This window comes from Roseburia sp. 1XD42-34, assembly GCF_009917385.1.
In the GTDB taxonomy this organism is placed as follows: Bacteria; Bacillota; Bacilli; order Bacillales; family Amphibacillaceae; genus Virgibacillus.
The window spans coordinates 21,028-37,415 of sequence record NZ_QWLJ01000014.1; the positions used below are offsets into that span (position 1 = coordinate 21,028).

Sequence of the window (16,388 nt, forward strand, 5' to 3'; positions counted from 1 at the left end):
ACATCATAAATGGTTCGTTAGCCACCGCATCAGCATTTTATTCATTACTACTTTCTGGCTCTTCTGATGCTTCTTTTTCATGATCTATAATTTCTTGTTCCTCTTCGTCCTCATCTGGATCAATCCGAGCAACCGTTGCTACTTCTTCCTCATCATGCAAACGAATTAACCGAACCCCCATCGTATTTCTACCTGTTATCGATATACTTTCTACAGGAATACGAATGAGCACACCTGCAACCGTAATTAACATCAAATCTTCTTCTCCAGACACTGCCTTCACTGCTACGACATGTCCCGTTTTTTGGGTTAAATTACAAGTAAAAATTCCTTTTCCGCCACGATTCGTAATCCGATATTCTGATTCTGGTGTCTGCTTACCAAAACCTTTATTGGTTACATGGAGAATTTTTGCATCCTCTTGTAGGATTTCCATAGAAACAACTTCATCATCTTCTCGTAGCGAAATTCCTTTTACACCGGCTGCATTTCTTCCCATAGGACGGACTTGCTTCTCAGGAAAACGAATAAGGTAGCCATTTTTCGTCGCAATCATAATATCCTTTGTTCCGTCCGTTAAACGAACCGATATAAGCTCATCTTCTTCACGAAGACCTACCGCTATTAACCCGCCTTTGCGGATGTTTGCAAATTGTGCTAAGGACGTACGTTTCGAAATACCATGCTTCGTTGTAAAGAATAGAAACTGGTCATTCCGATAGTCATTAACAGAAATTACTGCATTGACCCATTCCCCTTTTTCAACTTGCAAAAGATTAATAATTGGTATCCCTTTCGCCGTTCGACTAAATTCAGGAATCTCGTACCCTTTCGCTTTGTATACTTTTCCTTTATTGGTAAAGAATAAAATCGTATCATGGGTAGAAGTGGAAACGAGGTGTTCAACAAAATCATTCTCATTCGTTCCCATTCCTTGTATCCCGCGGCCACCGCGTTTTTGCGTACGATACGTGGAGGAAGGAAGACGTTTAATATAACCTTGATGGGTTAACGTAATGACAATATTTTCTTCTGGGATTAAATCCTCATCCTCAAAGAAATCACTACCACCAATGATTATTTCACTACGTCGATCGTCATTAAAACGTTCTTTAATTTCGGTAAGCTCCTCACGGATGATTTCTAATACTTTTTCTTCATCTGCAAGAATCGCTTTTAATTCTTCAATTAGTTTCTTTAATTCCTTATATTCATCTTCAATTTTTTCCCGTTCCAAACCAGTTAAACGTTGTAAACGCATATCCAAAATAGCTTGCGCCTGCTTCTCAGATAAATCAAACCGCTCCATTAATCCGTTACGAGCTACATCTGTTGTCTTGGAGTTACGAATAAGCGTTATAACTTCGTCTAAATGATCTAACGCAATACGCAATCCTTCCAAAATATGTGCACGAGCTTCTGCTTTACGTAATTCAAATGCTGTTCTGCGTTTAATAATCACTTTTTGATGTTCTAAATAATGTTCAAGACATTGTTTTATGGTTAACACCTTTGGACGTCCACCTACAAGTGCTAACATATTAATGCCAAACGTTGTTTGCAATGCTGTATGCTTGTATAAATTATTTAATACAACATTCGCATTGGCATCACGCCTAAGCTCGATAACTACTCTTAATCCTTCACGGTCTGATTCATCACGCAAATCCGTAATTCCATCAATCCGTTTATCTCGAACAAGCTCGGCAATTTTTTCGATCAATTTCGCTTTGTTTACTTGATATGGTAATTCTGTAGCAATAATTCTTGGTTTACCATTTGCTGTTTCCTCAATTGTAACTTTTGCACGAATGGTAATCGAGCCTTTACCTGTTTCATACGCTTTGCGAATACCACTACGGCCAAGAATCTGTCCCGCTGTTGGGAAGTCAGGACCATGAATATAGTCCTCCATCAGTTCTTCAATAGTTATATCAGGTTCTTTACTTAAGGCAAGTACAGCATCAATCGTTTCTCCTAAATTATGCGGTGGGATATTCGTTGCCATACCTACAGCAATACCAGAAGCACCGTTGACTAATAAATTAGGAAAGCGAGCAGGGAAAACAACTGGTTCTTTTTCCGAGCCGTCATAGTTATCGGTATAATCAATTGTGTCTTTATTAATATCTCGTATTAATTCCATGGAGATTTTTGACATTCTTGCTTCTGTATAACGCATGGCTGCTGCTGAATCACCATCAACTGAACCAAAATTCCCGTGTCCATCTACTAGCATATTCCGATAGCTAAAATCCTGTGCCATCCGCACCATTGCTTCGTAAACAGCCGAGTCACCATGTGGATGATATTTACCAATTACCTCTCCGACAATACGTGCCGATTTTTTATACGCTTTATCTGCATGCATGCCTAAATCATTCATTGCATATAATATTCTTCGATGTACAGGCTTTAATCCATCACGGACGTCAGGCAATGCACGAGAAACAATAACACTCATTGCATAATCCAGAAACGATGTACGCATCTCTTGTCCGAGATTAATTTCCTGTACTTTTGGACGTTGTTGATCCGCCATTTTACGACTACCTCCATTTACTCATCTATCCAAACAGAATTTCATTTACCATTGAGTTCCGAGCCATTTCATCAAGCCTATCATTGGCCTATAAAAAGTAAATTTGGTTTATAAATTGCTAGCCTATATATCCAGATTTTTCACATACTGTGCATTTTCCTGAATAAAGTTTCGTCTCGGCTCTACTTTATCTCCCATTAGCACATCAAATATTTGATCAGCATCAATAGCATCAGATAATTCAACTTGCAGTAATGTGCGTGTATCGGGGCTCATTGTTGTTTCCCAAAGCTGCGTTGCGTTCATTTCCCCAAGCCCTTTATAACGCTGTAATCCAGGCTTAGGAGTCTTTGGCAATTCCGCTAATGTTTGCTCCATTTCTTTGTCGTTGTATGCATAACGAACAGTTTTTCCTTGTTGAATTTTATAAAGCGGCGGCTGTGCAATGTATATATAACCATGCTCAATTAACGGTCGCATATAACGATAGAAGAAGGTGAGTAGTAATGTGCGAATATGAGCTCCATCCACGTCAGCATCTGTCATCAAGACAATTTTATGATAACGTGCCTTGGTGATGTCAAAGTCTTCGCCAATGCCTGTCCCTAGCGCTGTAATAATCGAGCGTACTTCATTGTTGGATAGAATTCTATCTAAACGGGCTTTCTCCACATTCAAAATTTTTCCCCTTAATGGTAAAATAGCCTGAAAATGGCGATCTCGCCCTTGCTTCGCTGAACCACCAGCGGAGTCACCCTCAACGATGTACAATTCACTAATAGATGCATCCTTAGATGAACAATCTGCTAATTTACCAGGTAAGTTGGAGACCTCTAAAGCACCTTTTCTGCGTGTTAATTCACGAGCTTTTTTAGCTGCATCACGGGCTCTTGATGCCATTAGCCCTTTTTCTACGATTATTTTAGCTACGGTTGGATTTTCAAAGAGAAACTTTGAAAATAACTCACTAAAAATAGAGTCAGTTACAGTTCGAACTTCACTATTACCTAACTTTGTTTTCGTTTGACCTTCAAACTGAGGATTCGGGTGTTTTATCGAAACGATCGCTGTCAATCCTTCACGGACATCCTCACCAGACAGATTCGGATCAGTTTCTTTAAATAAATTATTTTTTCTCGCGTAATCATTTATCACACGTGTTAATCCTGTTTTAAACCCAGATTCATGCGTACCACCTTCGTACGTATGAATATTATTGGCAAATGAATATAAATTGCTCATAAAGCCGTCGTTATACTGGATCGCTACTTCTACAGAGATTCCTTGCTCTTCACCTTCTGCGTAGAAAGGTTCATGTAATACTTCTTTTGTTTGATTGATAAATTCTACATAAGAACAAATACCACCCTCATAACAATAGCTGACGGGTTCTGTTTCGTTACGGTTGTCTGCAATGGTAATGGTAAGTCCTTTATTTAGAAATGCTAGCTCACGTAACCGCTGTGCTAATGTATCAAAATTATACTCTGTTGTTTCATCAAAAATAGATGGATCTGGTGTGAAATGCACTACCGTACCAGTAATGTCTGTTTCACCAATGACTTTAATTTCCCCTTGTGGAACACCTTTCTCAAACCTTAAGAAATGAATTTTATTGTCGCGATGAACAGAGACTTCTAAGCTTGAGGAAAGCGCATTTACAACAGAAGCACCAACACCATGAAGTCCTCCAGAAACCTTATAACCACCACCGCCAAATTTCCCTCCAGCGTGAAGTACAGTCATAATGACTTCTAAAGCTGGTCTACCTGTTTTTTTCTGAATATCAACAGGGATGCCACGTCCATTATCTTTAACCGTAATGCTATTGTCTTTTTCGATAGTCACTTCAATATGATCACAATAACCGGCTAAAGCTTCATCAATACTATTATCCACGATCTCCCATACAAGATGGTGCAACCCCTTTTCACTTGTAGAACCAATGTACATTCCAGGTCGTTTTCGTACAGCTTCCAAACCCTCTAAAACTTGTATTTGGTCTGCATCGTACGCCTGTTCCTTCATGACTTTATCTTCCATTGACATGTTTTCACTTCCATTTCTATACTTCTTCCGATTCCAATTCCTTTATATCGTCTGAAAAATCATCAAGCTTACTGATCGTTGAAATCATACTCGCTCTTTTCTTCAACGTGGATACAGACAAAGAGCTATAATAAATTTGATCTTTCGTTATCATGATGGACTTTGCTTCTTCTTGTGGACCTTTTATTTTATGATTTGTATAAGCTGCTGACATGAATTCCTCCATAATCGTCGATGATGAAATTAAATGATAATCAATAATGGCAATAACATCATTGGAATGTATAACATAATCATTTCCAATATGAATAAACATGACGATACCCCCGTATTTATGTTTCTACTTTTCCATCTTTCACACGAAAAATAGTAGCTTGATTCAATGTTTCATGGTGGATACCATCAACACTTGTTGTTGATACGAAGGTTTGCACCTTTCCATGAATCGTTTGTAATAAATGCGATTGACGATAATCATCTAATTCACTTAATACATCATCAAGCAGTAAAACCGGATATTCTCCAACTTCGTTATAAATCAATTCTATTTCTGCTAATTTAACAGATAAGGCAGTTGTGCGCTGTTGACCTTGTGAACCATATATTTGTACATCTTTACCATTCACATAAAATAGCAGATCATCACGGTGGGGACCAATTAGCGTAGTTCCACGATCAATCTCTTTCTCTTCCATATCAATAAATTTCTGACTATATATATCTGCTATTTTTCCCTTCTTTGCTGTTTCTGATACTTCTATTGTTGGAGAATAGGCAATATCTAAGGTTTCCAAATTACGACTTATGCCATAGTGAATTGGCTGAGCCCATTTTCTTAGTAAATTCAAAAAAACAAACCGCCTTTCTAATAAAGTTGCGGCATGTTCAATAAGTTGATCGGTTAAAACGTGCAACATCGTTCGATCCTGATTAGATTGTCGCTGTAACTGTTTTAATAGATGGTTTCGCTGTTTAAGGATCTTTTGATATTGTCCTAAGTGATAAATATAACGTGGTTGAATTTGACCTAGCTCCATATCCATAAATCGACGGCGAATTTGTGGTGCTCCTTTGACAAGGGTCAGATCCTCTGGAGCAAACATTACTACATTAAACGCTCCTATATAATCACTTAACCTTTTTTGCTCTATTCGGTTTAATTTTGCTTTTTTTCCCTTTGCTGAAATAACAATTTCCAGCGGAAAGGATTGCTTTCGTTTGGAGACACTACCTTCTATTTTAGCATATTCTTCTTCCCATTTAACTAGTTCCTTTTCCCTAGGTGTGCGGTGGGATTTTGTAAATGCTAACAGGTAGATCGCCTCCATTAAGTTTGTTTTTCCTTGTGCATTTTCGCCTATGATCACATTGATAGTGTGATCAAACGTAATATCTAGACTTTCATAATTCCGATAATTTTTTAATTGGAGTTGTTGTATATGCATGTTTCATCCTCTTTTAATACAGGGAATAATTCATCTAGCGGGTATTTCAAAGTCTCACATGATTAAGAACTAACTCTCGTTATTTTCATGAAAGGTTCAAAAGCTTGTGTGTACCAATTTTGGAGAGAAGCCAGCTTCTATTTTTAGCATTGGCATGTTAGCGAGAAAAAGGCTGATTTTTATACTTTTATCCTTCTTTTGCTTGTTCGACTTGAAAACAACCAACTTCACCAATTTCCACCATGTCGCCATTATATAATTTCCTTCCGCGGCGATGTTCACGCTCTCCATTTACGAGTACACCAACATCTTGTAAATAGGCTTTCACCATACCGCCGGACTCTAAAATATTAATTAGTTTTATAAATTGACCCAATTGGATATATTCTGTTTGGATCTTTATTTTTTCACACATCTATATCACTCGTTTTCATTTTTTTAAAAGGGGTTTCCATTTTGTTATAAGTTAGGAAACTATAAAATGAGGTGCTTGGGAATAACGAAATAACCGAATAGCCACGTCCGGCGCATGATTCCAGCAACGATGCAACTTGAGAAATGCGCCCTCCGCTAAATCATCACCGGTTCACCTCTAAGAGGAAGGCCGACTAAAAATGGGCTTGTCGTCGAGACGTCGGCATACCCCTGTTTTAGTGGCATGATTCGTAAAACTTTAGTTGATTCGTTCCATCTAATTTAATTAAATGCAATGACGTTCAATCACTCATATTCCTATTTTACTAAAGATTTGCCTATAAGGAAAGGCATCCTACTTCTTTTTTGAAAGAAACACTGTATCGAGCCTTAAATACGTTTTAAGAAGCTGTTTTTGCGTATCCTTTCGTAGGGATGTTTTTAATTAAGATAAGAAAGTGTAAATCGAAGTGCTTGGAGATAAAGAAATAACCGAATAAGCCACGTCCAGCGACTTCACGAATCTCCCTACGATAAGTCATCATTAGTTGTAGCTAAGAGGAAGGCCGACTAAATACGGGCTTGCCGCTCAGGCGTCGGCATACCCCTGTTTTAGTGGCATGATTCCTAAAACTTTAGTTGATTCGCTCCAGTCACTACGTTGCTAACCGGGCGCTTGCGCCTTTGTTCAAAAAGTTTCTTCTATAACCATCAGTCTGTTGTCACTCCACTACCAGCATTTCTTCAATAATTTTTTTATAAATATGAATAATGAGAATGGGATATAAAAACTCCCCCCTTAGTTAAAACAGATTTTTTATTTTTTAATCTGTCACCTTAAGGGGGGATAGCATCATAAAAAATTCTCATCATCGCTAAGTCAAAATATTTTGCTTTCCGCATGTACAGTCTCAGGCAGCAAAATTATTTTTTGAGGTATCTTCCGCTGTTTTCTATAGGATTCTATATTATTTGCCAACCAATAAAAACTTGCGTATACGCAATTGGTGATGCTATTGTTCGTTTTTTATCAGTCGTTCTAGTGATATAACAGCATTTTTTTAATGAAATGGCTAAATATTTAATACGTCCGTACTGGTAAAATAAGCTGCAAAATGGAATCATCTTCTACAGGCTGGATAATAAATGGACGCATTGCGCCAGTAAAGGCAATTTTTACTTCTTCATAATCGATTACTTTTAATGCGTCAATCATATATTTTGAACTAAACGAAATTTTTAGATCCTCGCCTTCCATCGAGGACATAGACACTTCTTCTGTTACATTTCCAATCTCCGGATGGTTACTCGTTATTTCCACCCGGTTGTTTTCTTTTGTTGTTAAGCGAACAACGTTATTACGCTCCTCTTTTGCTAATAAAGAGGCTCGATCAATCGTATGCAATAAATCCTTTGTCCTTACATTTAAAACGGTTTTACTTTGTTCTGGAATTAAACGTGATGTTTCTGGGTAATTTCCATCTAGCAATCTGGATAAAAATTGTAAATGCTTTGTCCGGAATAAAATTTGGTTACTCGTTACGCTGATTTGAATTTTTTCTTCGCTATCATCAATTATTTTGTTTAATTCATTTAGGCTTTTACCTGGAACTACAACATTAGAGAATTCATTGGTCGTTTCTGTTACTGGAACTGTCCGTGAAGCTAACCGATGACTGTCAGTAGCAGAAAAAGTGAGCGTTTGATCGGTCAATCTCATATTCACTCCAGTTAAAATAGGTCTTGTTTCCATGCTTGAAACAGCAAAAACAGTTTGCTTAATGAGGCTTTTTAAAAGATCAATTGGTATTTCGAAACTATCATCCGTTTGCAATTTAGGGAGTTGTGGGTATTCTTCAGCATCTTGTCCATTTAAGTTAAATTTTGCTTTGCCAGATTTAATCGTTACTTTTAAATTTTCATCTACTTCAATTTCAACCGTTTGTTCTGGTAGTTTGCGAACGATATCTGGAAAATATTTGGACTGTAAAACGATATTTCCCTCTTCAATATGATCTACATGAACGATTCCATCTTCTTCTGCTGGAATATAAGATTCTATGGAAATATCAGAGTCACTACCAGTAAGCGTGATCCCATCCACTCTTGCTTCCAATTTAATACCCGTTAAAATAGGAACAACCGTACGAGACGAAATAGCCTTCATCACGTTTTGAACAGCTGCCATCAATTGATCTCGCTGAATAATAAATTTCATATACTTGATCCTCCTAATGGAAGTTTACTATGCATTTGTTAATAGGTTTAACTTTTTTCTGTATCCATGCATATATTTAATTATTTTTAATAAAAACAGTAATAATAGTAATAAGGCTTGTTGATATGTGGATAACTACTAAATAAGTAATTAAGGCAAGTTATTCACATGTGGATAATGTGTACATAAGCAAGCAACACTTGTCCACAGTGTGCACAAGCTAAATTGGGACAACAAATAAAGGTATGCTTATTCTGCAGTTTGGAAATTTTGCATGAAAGCTACTCTGATCTAGGTGGTTGAATCATTTAAAGTGACTTTATTTGTTCTTTAATTTCTTCAATTTCTTTAGCTAATTGTGTATCATTTTCCATCAGTTTTGATATTTTTTCGTGAGCATGTATAACTGTTGTATGATCTCTTCCTCCAAATTCTTCACCAATTTTAGGTAAGGATGCATCCGTCATTTCTCGTGATAGATACATTGCTATTTGCCTCGGGAAGGCAATGGATTTCGTCCGTTTTTTGGCTAGGAAATCTTCTAATCGAACGCTGTATCTTGCGCCTACCGTTTCTTGGATACTGGCAATGGTAATGACTTTTGGTTTATTACTAGGAATAATATCTTTTAAAGCATCTGCAGCTAGGGAAGCATCAATATCTTGGTTAACGAGAGAGGAATAGGCAACGATGCGGATTAAGGCACCTTCCAATTCCCGGATATTCGTATCAATTTGATTGGCAATGTACAACATCACTTCGTTGGGAATGTCTAATCCTTCTGCTTTAGCTTTTTTTGTTAAAATGGCAATTCTGGTTTCTAAATCTGGTGGTGTAATATCTGTAATGAGCCCCCATTCAAATCTTGAGCGCAATCGATCTTCCAGTGTGGGAATTTCTTTCGGCGGACGGTCACTAGAGATAATAATTTGTTTGTTATCATCATGCAATGCATTAAATGTATGGAAAAATTCTTCCTGCGTTGATTCTTTTCCAGCAATAAACTGAATATCATCAATTAACAAAATATCGACATTGCGGTATTTATTGCGAAAATTAACGGTTTTATTATCCATAATTGCGTTAATAAATTCATTTGTAAATTTTTCTGACGATAGATAGACAACTTTTGCGTCTGGATTGTGATCTTGGACATAATGCCCAATTGCGTGCATCAAATGCGTTTTTCCTAATCCAACGCCACCGTAAATAAATAACGGGTTATAAGCCTTTGCTGGTGCTTCAGCTACAGCTAAGGAGGCAGCATGGGCAAATCGATTTCCCGCACCAATAACAAACGTATCAAATGTATATTTGGCGTTTAACATCGATTTTGGATGGTCATTTGCTTTGTTTTCCTTTTCTGTTTCCTTAGCTTCTGTTTCTGTACCAGTATTCGGAATGATAAATTTTGCTTCAATATCAGATCCAGTAATTTCTGTTAAAATCTCCGAAATAAGTCTAGTGTATTGGTTTTCTAACCAATCTCTTGCAAATTCATTTGGAGCTGAAACAATGAGCGTATTTTTGTCTAAAGCTTCTGCTTTTGTGTTTTTTAACCATGTATCAAAGCTAGGCTTACTAATTTTTTCTTCTATTTTTTCAAGTGCTGCTGTCCATATTTCTTGTATATTTTCCAAACAGGAGTTCACTCCTTTCTAATTAAGAATGTGGTTCGTGCATTGATGAGGGATATACAGATAGATTTTTAGCTCTGCGATTAGTCTAATAAAATAGTAGATATTACTGATGTCATCGTACACAGCATACACATGACAGAAAAAGCCTCTCTCAATCTATAAGTGCATGTTCAAAAAAGCAGAAAAAAGGAAAGCGCAGCCCATTATCAGTTCTTACGGAGGGTATGCCAGTCTCCGAGCAACTGAATAACGAAGTGTAATCATAGTTCCTTTTAATACGCTTTAGAACAAATCTCTATAAGATGGAAAGGCATATCAAAATCCAATATAGCAACCTGCAAGCATGTGGATAATTGCGAACAGTAAACAATGGGATTAAGTGTGTTTATAAACGATATCCACATACTTGTTGATAACCTTATGAACGGTACTGTTTATAAGTATCCACATCTTATCCACAAACTGTGAATAAGTGTGATTTTTATTTTTTGTTTTCACAGGTTAAACACAAATATAATACCAGAAAAAAGTAAGAAGTGCAATGGCTTTTCGACACTTATCCACAAAGTCCATAGCTTGTAGACAATTTTTATCCACACCACTATATTTTGTGAATGATTTGTCGATAATTGTTGTGGATAGAAAAAAATAAAAGAAAAATCACTAACAAGGGATGTGGATATCTTTATTCGTGTGCGTCCTATTAATAATCAAAACTATGTAAAGTTGAAAAACTCCAAAAAACTGTAGATATACGTGAAAACTCTCGTAATGAAATACATATTTTCTTTTGCGATGTTTCGTTGAGCGGGAAACGAGGAGCTGTAAATTCGTTGGAAGTAGTTTTTTGCTTGCGAGAAACCCAGGTCTTGCCTCGAAAAACAGTGTATATCTACTCCAAGATGTTGAGAAGCAATCATCTAAACGTACTTTACTTAAATTAAGCCTAATATTTTAGAGAGAAATTGGAGTAGCTTCGTAAATATTTAACACAAACGATTTTAACAACAAGTTGACAGATACACTTATTTTTACGTATAATTACAAAGACTGTCTGATGATGGCTTAAGAAATGGAAAGAATTCATCCCTTAGGGAGGTGCAAGATAAATGAAAAGAACGTTTCAACCAAATAATCGTAAACGTAAAAAAGTACATGGCTTCCGTACACGCATGAGCACGAAAAATGGACGTAAAGTAATTGCTCGTCGTCGTCGTAAGGGTAGAAAAGTCTTGTCAGCATAGGCCACTGAAAATCAGTGGTCTTTTTTCCATGTAACAGGAAAAAATTTTATACAATGAAGTCTATTTGTTTGATGAGTAAGATATGTATGTTTGAATAATAACAATGCAGTGTGGAGATTTACTGTTACCGAAAGCTTGGTGCTAGCCAAGTTTTCTTTACAAAGATAAGAAAGTATAAAATGAGGTGCTTGGAGATAAAGAAATAACCGAATAAGCCACGTCCGGCTCCATCTCCCAGCAACTAGGCGACTTCACGAAATCGCCTTCCGATAAGTCATCTTGGTTCGTGCCTCACCATGATTCCTTTATCTTTAGTTGATTCGTTCCAGTCGCTACGTTGGTAACCGGGCGCTCTGCGCCTTTGTTCACAATAAAGAAAATCCGTTTACATTTAATTTTTGAACAACATATGAAAAAGCATACTTTTGTGTAAGATAAAAATATTGGGATAGATTGCGCCTTACATATATGAGTTAGCTGTAGTCAAGCAGATGAAGTGTTTATTGTAGTAAAGGTGATCACGTTGAGGAAAGAATTTCGAATTAAAAAAAATAATGATTTTCAATATGCGTTTAAAGCTGGAAAATCCTTTGCAAACCGCCAGCTCGTCATTTATTATGTGAAGAGAGAAGGGCAGACGCATTTTCGGATTGGGCTTTCCGTTGGTAAAAAAATTGGCAATGCGGTGACTAGAAATCGCATTAAGCGATATTTACGACAAGCTTTTTTTGAATTACAACATGATATTGCTTATCCGTATGATATCGTCATTATTGCTAGACAACCAGCGAAGCAAATGACCTATTCGGAAATTAAAAAAAGTTTAACGCATTTATTATATAAGGAACAATTGTTAAAAAATCAATAAAATTGATATAGAATCTTCCTTTTATTTAAGTTAAAATAACGGTAGGTAAGAGAAGAACTTGTCTTGTATGGAGTTAGGAGGAAATGTGTTGCGTAAAAAGTTTTGGTTGCTAGTAGGTCTTATAGGTTTACTGGCAATTTTATCTGGTTGTACAGAAGTAAATGAACCAATTACGAAGGAAAGTGAGGGAATTTGGAATTCTTACTTCGTTTATCCAATTTCTTGGCTTATCACCTATTTTGCTGAATTATTTAATGAAAATTATGGATTGGCAATTGTGATTGTAACGATCATGGTTCGTTTACTATTGTTACCGTTAAATGTAAAGCAGCTAAAAAGTTCCAAGGCGATGCAAGATATTCAGCCTAAGCTAAAGGAACTACAGCAGAAATATAGTTCTAAGGATGCGAATACCCAGCAAAAGCTGCAGCAGGAAACGATGGCTTTATTTCAGAAGCACGGCGTAAATCCACTTGCTGGTTGTTTGCCGATCTTTGTCCAAATGCCGATTTTAATCGGAATGTACCATGCGATTATGCGTACGGAAACGATTAAAACACATAGCTTTTTATGGTTTGAATTAGGGCAACCTGACCCATTCTTTATTTTACCATTAATTGCTGGTGGGGCTACATTCTTGCAGCAAAAACTGATGATGGCTGGAAGTCCAGCGGCGCAAAATCCGCAAATGATGGTCATGCTTTATGTAATGCCAATCATGATCGGGGTCTTTGCTATTTTCTTCCCATCTGCATTAGCGTTATACTGGGTAGTAGGAAATATCTTTATGGTTGCTCAGACGTTATTTATCCGTAAGCCGATGATGGCTGCAAATAATGGAGGAGACAAAAAGTGAGAGAAATAACTGCTAGTGGACAAACAGTTGATGAAGCGGTCCAGGCAGCATTAGAGCAGTTAAAAACAACCAGGGACCATGTTGAAGTTAATGTCATTGATGAAGGGAAAAAAGGATTGTTTGGTGTATTTGGTACCAAACGTGCTTACGTTAAAGTAAGAATTGTGGAAAACCAAATTGAAAAAACAGAAAAGTATTTGCTGCAAATCATGAAACAGATGAACGTTTCCGCAACGGTTTGTACGACTGTCGTAGATAATCATGTAACATATGAAGTGACTGGCGACGATATTGCTGTATTAATCGGAAAACGAGGTCAGACGTTAAATGCATTGCAATATTTATTGCATTTAGCGATGAATAAAAATGGCACTGAATTTTACACAGTTACTTTAGATGCGGAAGGGTATCGCAGTCGCCGTAAAGAAACGTTAGAAGCATTGGCAAAAAAAATGGCTGATAAAGCAGTTCGTTTAAATAGAAAAGTGGCTTTAGAGCCAATGCCTGCTTTTGAGAGAAAAATCATTCATAATGTATTGCAAGAAAATGAAGCAATAACCACGTATTCCGATGGTCATGAACCACATCGACATATCGTTATACAACCATAATATAACATTCGTAAATCCTATTTAGTGTAGCATGCTAGGTAGGATTTTTTATCCCGTATATAGGGTGCTGTAAGATTCCCAGGAGCTGGATAATTGTACTATAATAAGCCGTGCAGGATAACTGGATCCCTTCACTGATTAAAGATTCCCTTTATTTTGCTAGCTTAGTTCGCATGTTGAAACTAGCAGTAAGAAAGCCATTTCCATCCTAAAAGGTGAACGTAGCGAAGGCAATTGTAGAGACCAACTGCAAGTCAAATGTCCTATTTTTTATAAAATAAGAAAATATAAAATCAGGTGCTTGTAGATAACGAAATAACATAGCCACGTCCGGCGCATGAGCCCAGCAACGATGCGCCTTTAGAAATGCGCCTACGATAAGTCCTCATCGGTTCGTCACAAAGAGGAAGGCGACTAAAAACGGGCTTGCCGCCCAAACGTCGGCATAACTCTGTTTTAGTGGCATGATTCCTTTACCCCTTAAAAAGGCGTTGTAGACTCCCACGGTCTAAGGTTGGAAAATGTAACCGGAATAAGTCGAAGCGGGAGGCAACAGCAATTAAATCCCCGATTCGTTCAAAGGCCTTTAGGTCATACCTTGATGGAAGGTTTACTTTATTATTCGTTGATTCGTTCCATTTAGCTACGTTGCTAAACGGGCACCCCGCGCTTTTGTTCCACTAAGGAAAGGATAAGATTTTTGGTTTATAGTATAAAAAAACAAAGGCTATCACCATAAAATTTGGTGACAAGCCAAGTTTTTCTAAAAAGTGTCAGGTCATACCCGAAGCGGTACTAATCCAAAATGAAAAAACCTCTCTCTAACGCTATCTAATTGAAATATTCCCGTTATCAAAAAATACTTTAAATCAGCATTTTAGACGAAAATAAATCGTACACGCATTGGGTGCCCGGTTACTACGTGGTTGTGGAAAAAATATTGATATACGATATCCACATGTGAATAACTATTAAATGAATGGGAAAGAAAAATAGGTTGTGGATAACTTTGTTTTGTGATATTCTGTTAAGTTAGTGACGATAAAAAAACGCACTTAAAATAGATATCATATTAACAGGTTGGTAGGTGATTCGTAAATGGAAACAGATACAATTACTGCTATCTCTACACCGATTGGTGAGGGGGCAATAGCAATTGTTCGATTAAGCGGTCCTGAGGCTATTTCCATCACAGCTAATGTTTTTAAGGGGAAAAATTTATTTGATGTGCCTTCGCATACAATCCATTATGGAAAAATTATGGATCCCGAGACAAATGAAATTGCGGAAGAAGTAATGATTTCTGTCATGCGCGCACCGAAAACATTTACACGTGAAGATGTTGTTGAAATTAATTGTCATGGTGGAATGGTTGCGGTTAACCGTGTACTGGAAATTATTTTAAGTAAAGGAGCCCGATTGGCTGAGCCAGGCGAATTTACGAAACGTGCTTTTCTGCATGGTAGAATTGATTTATCGCAAGCAGAAGCAGTGATGGATTTAATTCGCGCTAAAACAGATAAAGCGATGTCAGTTGCATTAAAGCAGATGGATGGACGATTATCCGCCCTCATTCGACGTTTACGTCAGGATTTACTCGAAACCGTGGCACATGTTGAGGTAAACATCGATTACCCAGAATATGATGATGTCGAAGAAATGTCACATGATATGATGCGTACAAAGACGAAAGAAGTGCATCAGGAAATTGTGGAACTGCTGCAAGTGGCGAAGCAAGGGAAAATTTTACGAGAAGGTCTGGCTACAGCAATTATTGGCAGACCAAATGTTGGCAAATCGTCGCTTATGAATACGCTTGTCCAAGAAAATAAAGCAATCGTTACAGAAATTCCCGGTACGACTCGCGATATTATTGAGGAGTATGTTAGTGTAAGAGGTGTTCCGTTACGCTTAGTTGATACAGCTGGTATTCGTGAGACAGAGGATATTGTTGAAAAAATTGGTGTAGAGCGTTCCCGCCAAGTGTTAAAAGAGTCGGATTTAATCTTATTTGTGCTTAATTATAATGAAGTACTATCAGACGAAGATGATAAGTTATTTCAAGCAATTCAAGACTTGGATTATATTGTTATTATTAATAAAACGGATTTAGAACAGAAACTGAATCTAGCTCGCGTTGAAGAACTGGCTGCGGGAAAGCCAATTGTCACCACCTCCTTAATTAAAGAAGAAGGTATTAATGAGCTGGAAGAGGCCATTGCGAAAATCTTTTTTGCTGGAGATATAGATACTGGTGATCTCACTTATGTGTCGAATGTCCGGCATATCCAACTACTCAGACAGGCAAAACAAGCGTTAGAAGATGCAATGGAGGGCTTAGAACTTGGGTTGCCATTAGATATTGTGCAAATAGATGTGACCAGAACGTGGGAATTATTAGGTGAAATCATCGGCGATACAGCAAGTGACAGCCTTATTGATCAGCTATTCTCACAATTTTGTTTAGGAAAATAATTTAATCTAATATTAGAAAGGATGAG

12 protein-coding genes are annotated in these 16,388 nt (G+C 37.3%); 5 read left to right on the forward strand and 7 right to left on the reverse strand.

Annotated elements, in window-relative coordinates; translation table 11 throughout:
- Positions 1-37 precede the first annotated feature (37 nt).
- From gyrA to dnaA, 7 genes are all read right to left on the reverse strand, one after another.
- Positions 38-2,542: a DNA gyrase subunit A gene (gene gyrA / locus D1839_RS09880; protein ID WP_120379737.1), complete on the reverse strand. Its 2,505-nt coding sequence runs from the start codon at positions 2,540-2,542 to the stop codon at positions 38-40.
- A 123-nt stretch (positions 2,543-2,665) separates the two neighbouring features.
- Positions 2,666-4,570 (reverse strand): DNA topoisomerase (ATP-hydrolyzing) subunit B, encoded by a 1,905-nt coding sequence (gyrB, locus tag D1839_RS09885; protein ID WP_207667422.1) that lies wholly within the window; start codon positions 4,568-4,570, stop codon positions 2,666-2,668.
- Between the two features lie 37 nt (positions 4,571-4,607).
- A complete protein-coding gene (gene remB / locus D1839_RS09890) occupies positions 4,608-4,907 on the reverse strand; it encodes an extracellular matrix regulator RemB (RefSeq protein WP_120379739.1) in 300 nt (99 codons plus the stop codon).
- Between the two features lie 16 nt (positions 4,908-4,923).
- A complete protein-coding gene (gene recF, locus D1839_RS09895) occupies positions 4,924-6,036 on the reverse strand; it encodes a DNA replication/repair protein RecF (RefSeq protein ID WP_120379740.1) in 1,113 nt (370 codons plus the stop codon).
- A gap of 187 nt (positions 6,037-6,223) precedes the next feature.
- Positions 6,224-6,451: a S4 domain-containing protein YaaA gene (yaaA, locus tag D1839_RS09900; RefSeq protein WP_120379741.1), complete on the reverse strand. Its 228-nt coding sequence runs from the start codon at positions 6,449-6,451 to the stop codon at positions 6,224-6,226.
- Positions 6,452-7,531: 1,080 nt separating this feature from the next.
- On the reverse strand, positions 7,532-8,668 hold the full coding sequence (gene dnaN / locus D1839_RS09905; RefSeq protein WP_120379742.1) for a DNA polymerase III subunit beta: 1,137 nt from the start codon (positions 8,666-8,668) through the stop codon (positions 7,532-7,534).
- A 308-nt stretch (positions 8,669-8,976) separates the two neighbouring features.
- Positions 8,977-10,308 carry a chromosomal replication initiator protein DnaA gene (gene dnaA, locus D1839_RS09910; protein WP_120379743.1) on the reverse strand — a complete coding sequence of 444 codons (1,332 nt, stop codon included), beginning with the start codon at positions 10,306-10,308 and terminating at the stop codon, positions 8,977-8,979.
- Between the two features lie 1,109 nt (positions 10,309-11,417).
- Between dnaA and rpmH the strand changes: the two genes are divergently transcribed.
- The 5 genes from rpmH to mnmE all read left to right on the forward strand — a co-directional run bounded on the left by rpmH (position 11,418) and on the right by mnmE (position 16,362).
- On the forward strand, positions 11,418-11,552 hold the full coding sequence (rpmH, locus tag D1839_RS09915; RefSeq protein WP_050350585.1) for a 50S ribosomal protein L34: 135 nt from the start codon (positions 11,418-11,420) through the stop codon (positions 11,550-11,552).
- 523 nt (positions 11,553-12,075) lie between these two features.
- The gene (rnpA, locus tag D1839_RS09920) at positions 12,076-12,420 is read left to right on the forward strand and encodes a ribonuclease P protein component (RefSeq protein ID WP_120379744.1); all 345 of its coding nucleotides are present in this window, start codon (positions 12,076-12,078) and stop codon (positions 12,418-12,420) included.
- Positions 12,421-12,508: 88 nt separating this feature from the next.
- The gene (spoIIIJ, locus tag D1839_RS09925) at positions 12,509-13,276 is read left to right on the forward strand and encodes a YidC family membrane integrase SpoIIIJ (RefSeq protein WP_183030224.1); all 768 of its coding nucleotides are present in this window, start codon (positions 12,509-12,511) and stop codon (positions 13,274-13,276) included.
- Positions 13,273-13,887: an RNA-binding cell elongation regulator Jag/EloR gene (gene jag / locus D1839_RS09930; protein WP_120379746.1), complete on the forward strand. Its 615-nt coding sequence runs from the start codon at positions 13,273-13,275 to the stop codon at positions 13,885-13,887. The genes spoIIIJ and jag overlap by 4 nt, the downstream gene beginning before the upstream one ends.
- Before the next feature lie 1,098 nt (positions 13,888-14,985).
- A complete protein-coding gene (mnmE, locus tag D1839_RS09935; protein WP_120379747.1) occupies positions 14,986-16,362 on the forward strand; it encodes a tRNA uridine-5-carboxymethylaminomethyl(34) synthesis GTPase MnmE in 1,377 nt (458 codons plus the stop codon).
- Positions 16,363-16,388 lie beyond the last annotated feature (26 nt).

Bases quoted from the DNA above. Each gene is read 5' to 3' on its own strand.
- gyrB (WP_207667422.1), bottom strand. From the start codon at position 4,570: ATGAAGGAACAGGCGTACGATGCAGACCAAATACAAGTTTTAGAGGGT.
- remB (WP_120379739.1), bottom strand. From the start codon at position 4,907: ATGTTTATTCATATTGGAAATGATTATGTTATACATTCCAATGATGTT.
- mnmE (WP_120379747.1), top strand. From the start codon at position 14,986: ATGGAAACAGATACAATTACTGCTATCTCTACACCGATTGGTGAGGGG.
- gyrA (WP_120379737.1), bottom strand. From the start codon at position 2,542: ATGGCGGATCAACAACGTCCAAAAGTACAGGAAATTAATCTCGGACAA.
- dnaN (WP_120379742.1), bottom strand. From the start codon at position 8,668: ATGAAATTTATTATTCAGCGAGATCAATTGATGGCAGCTGTTCAAAAC.
- rpmH (WP_050350585.1), top strand. From the start codon at position 11,418: ATGAAAAGAACGTTTCAACCAAATAATCGTAAACGTAAAAAAGTACAT.
- recF (WP_120379740.1), bottom strand. From the start codon at position 6,036: ATGCATATACAACAACTCCAATTAAAAAATTATCGGAATTATGAAAGT.
- yaaA (WP_120379741.1), bottom strand. From the start codon at position 6,451: ATGTGTGAAAAAATAAAGATCCAAACAGAATATATCCAATTGGGTCAA.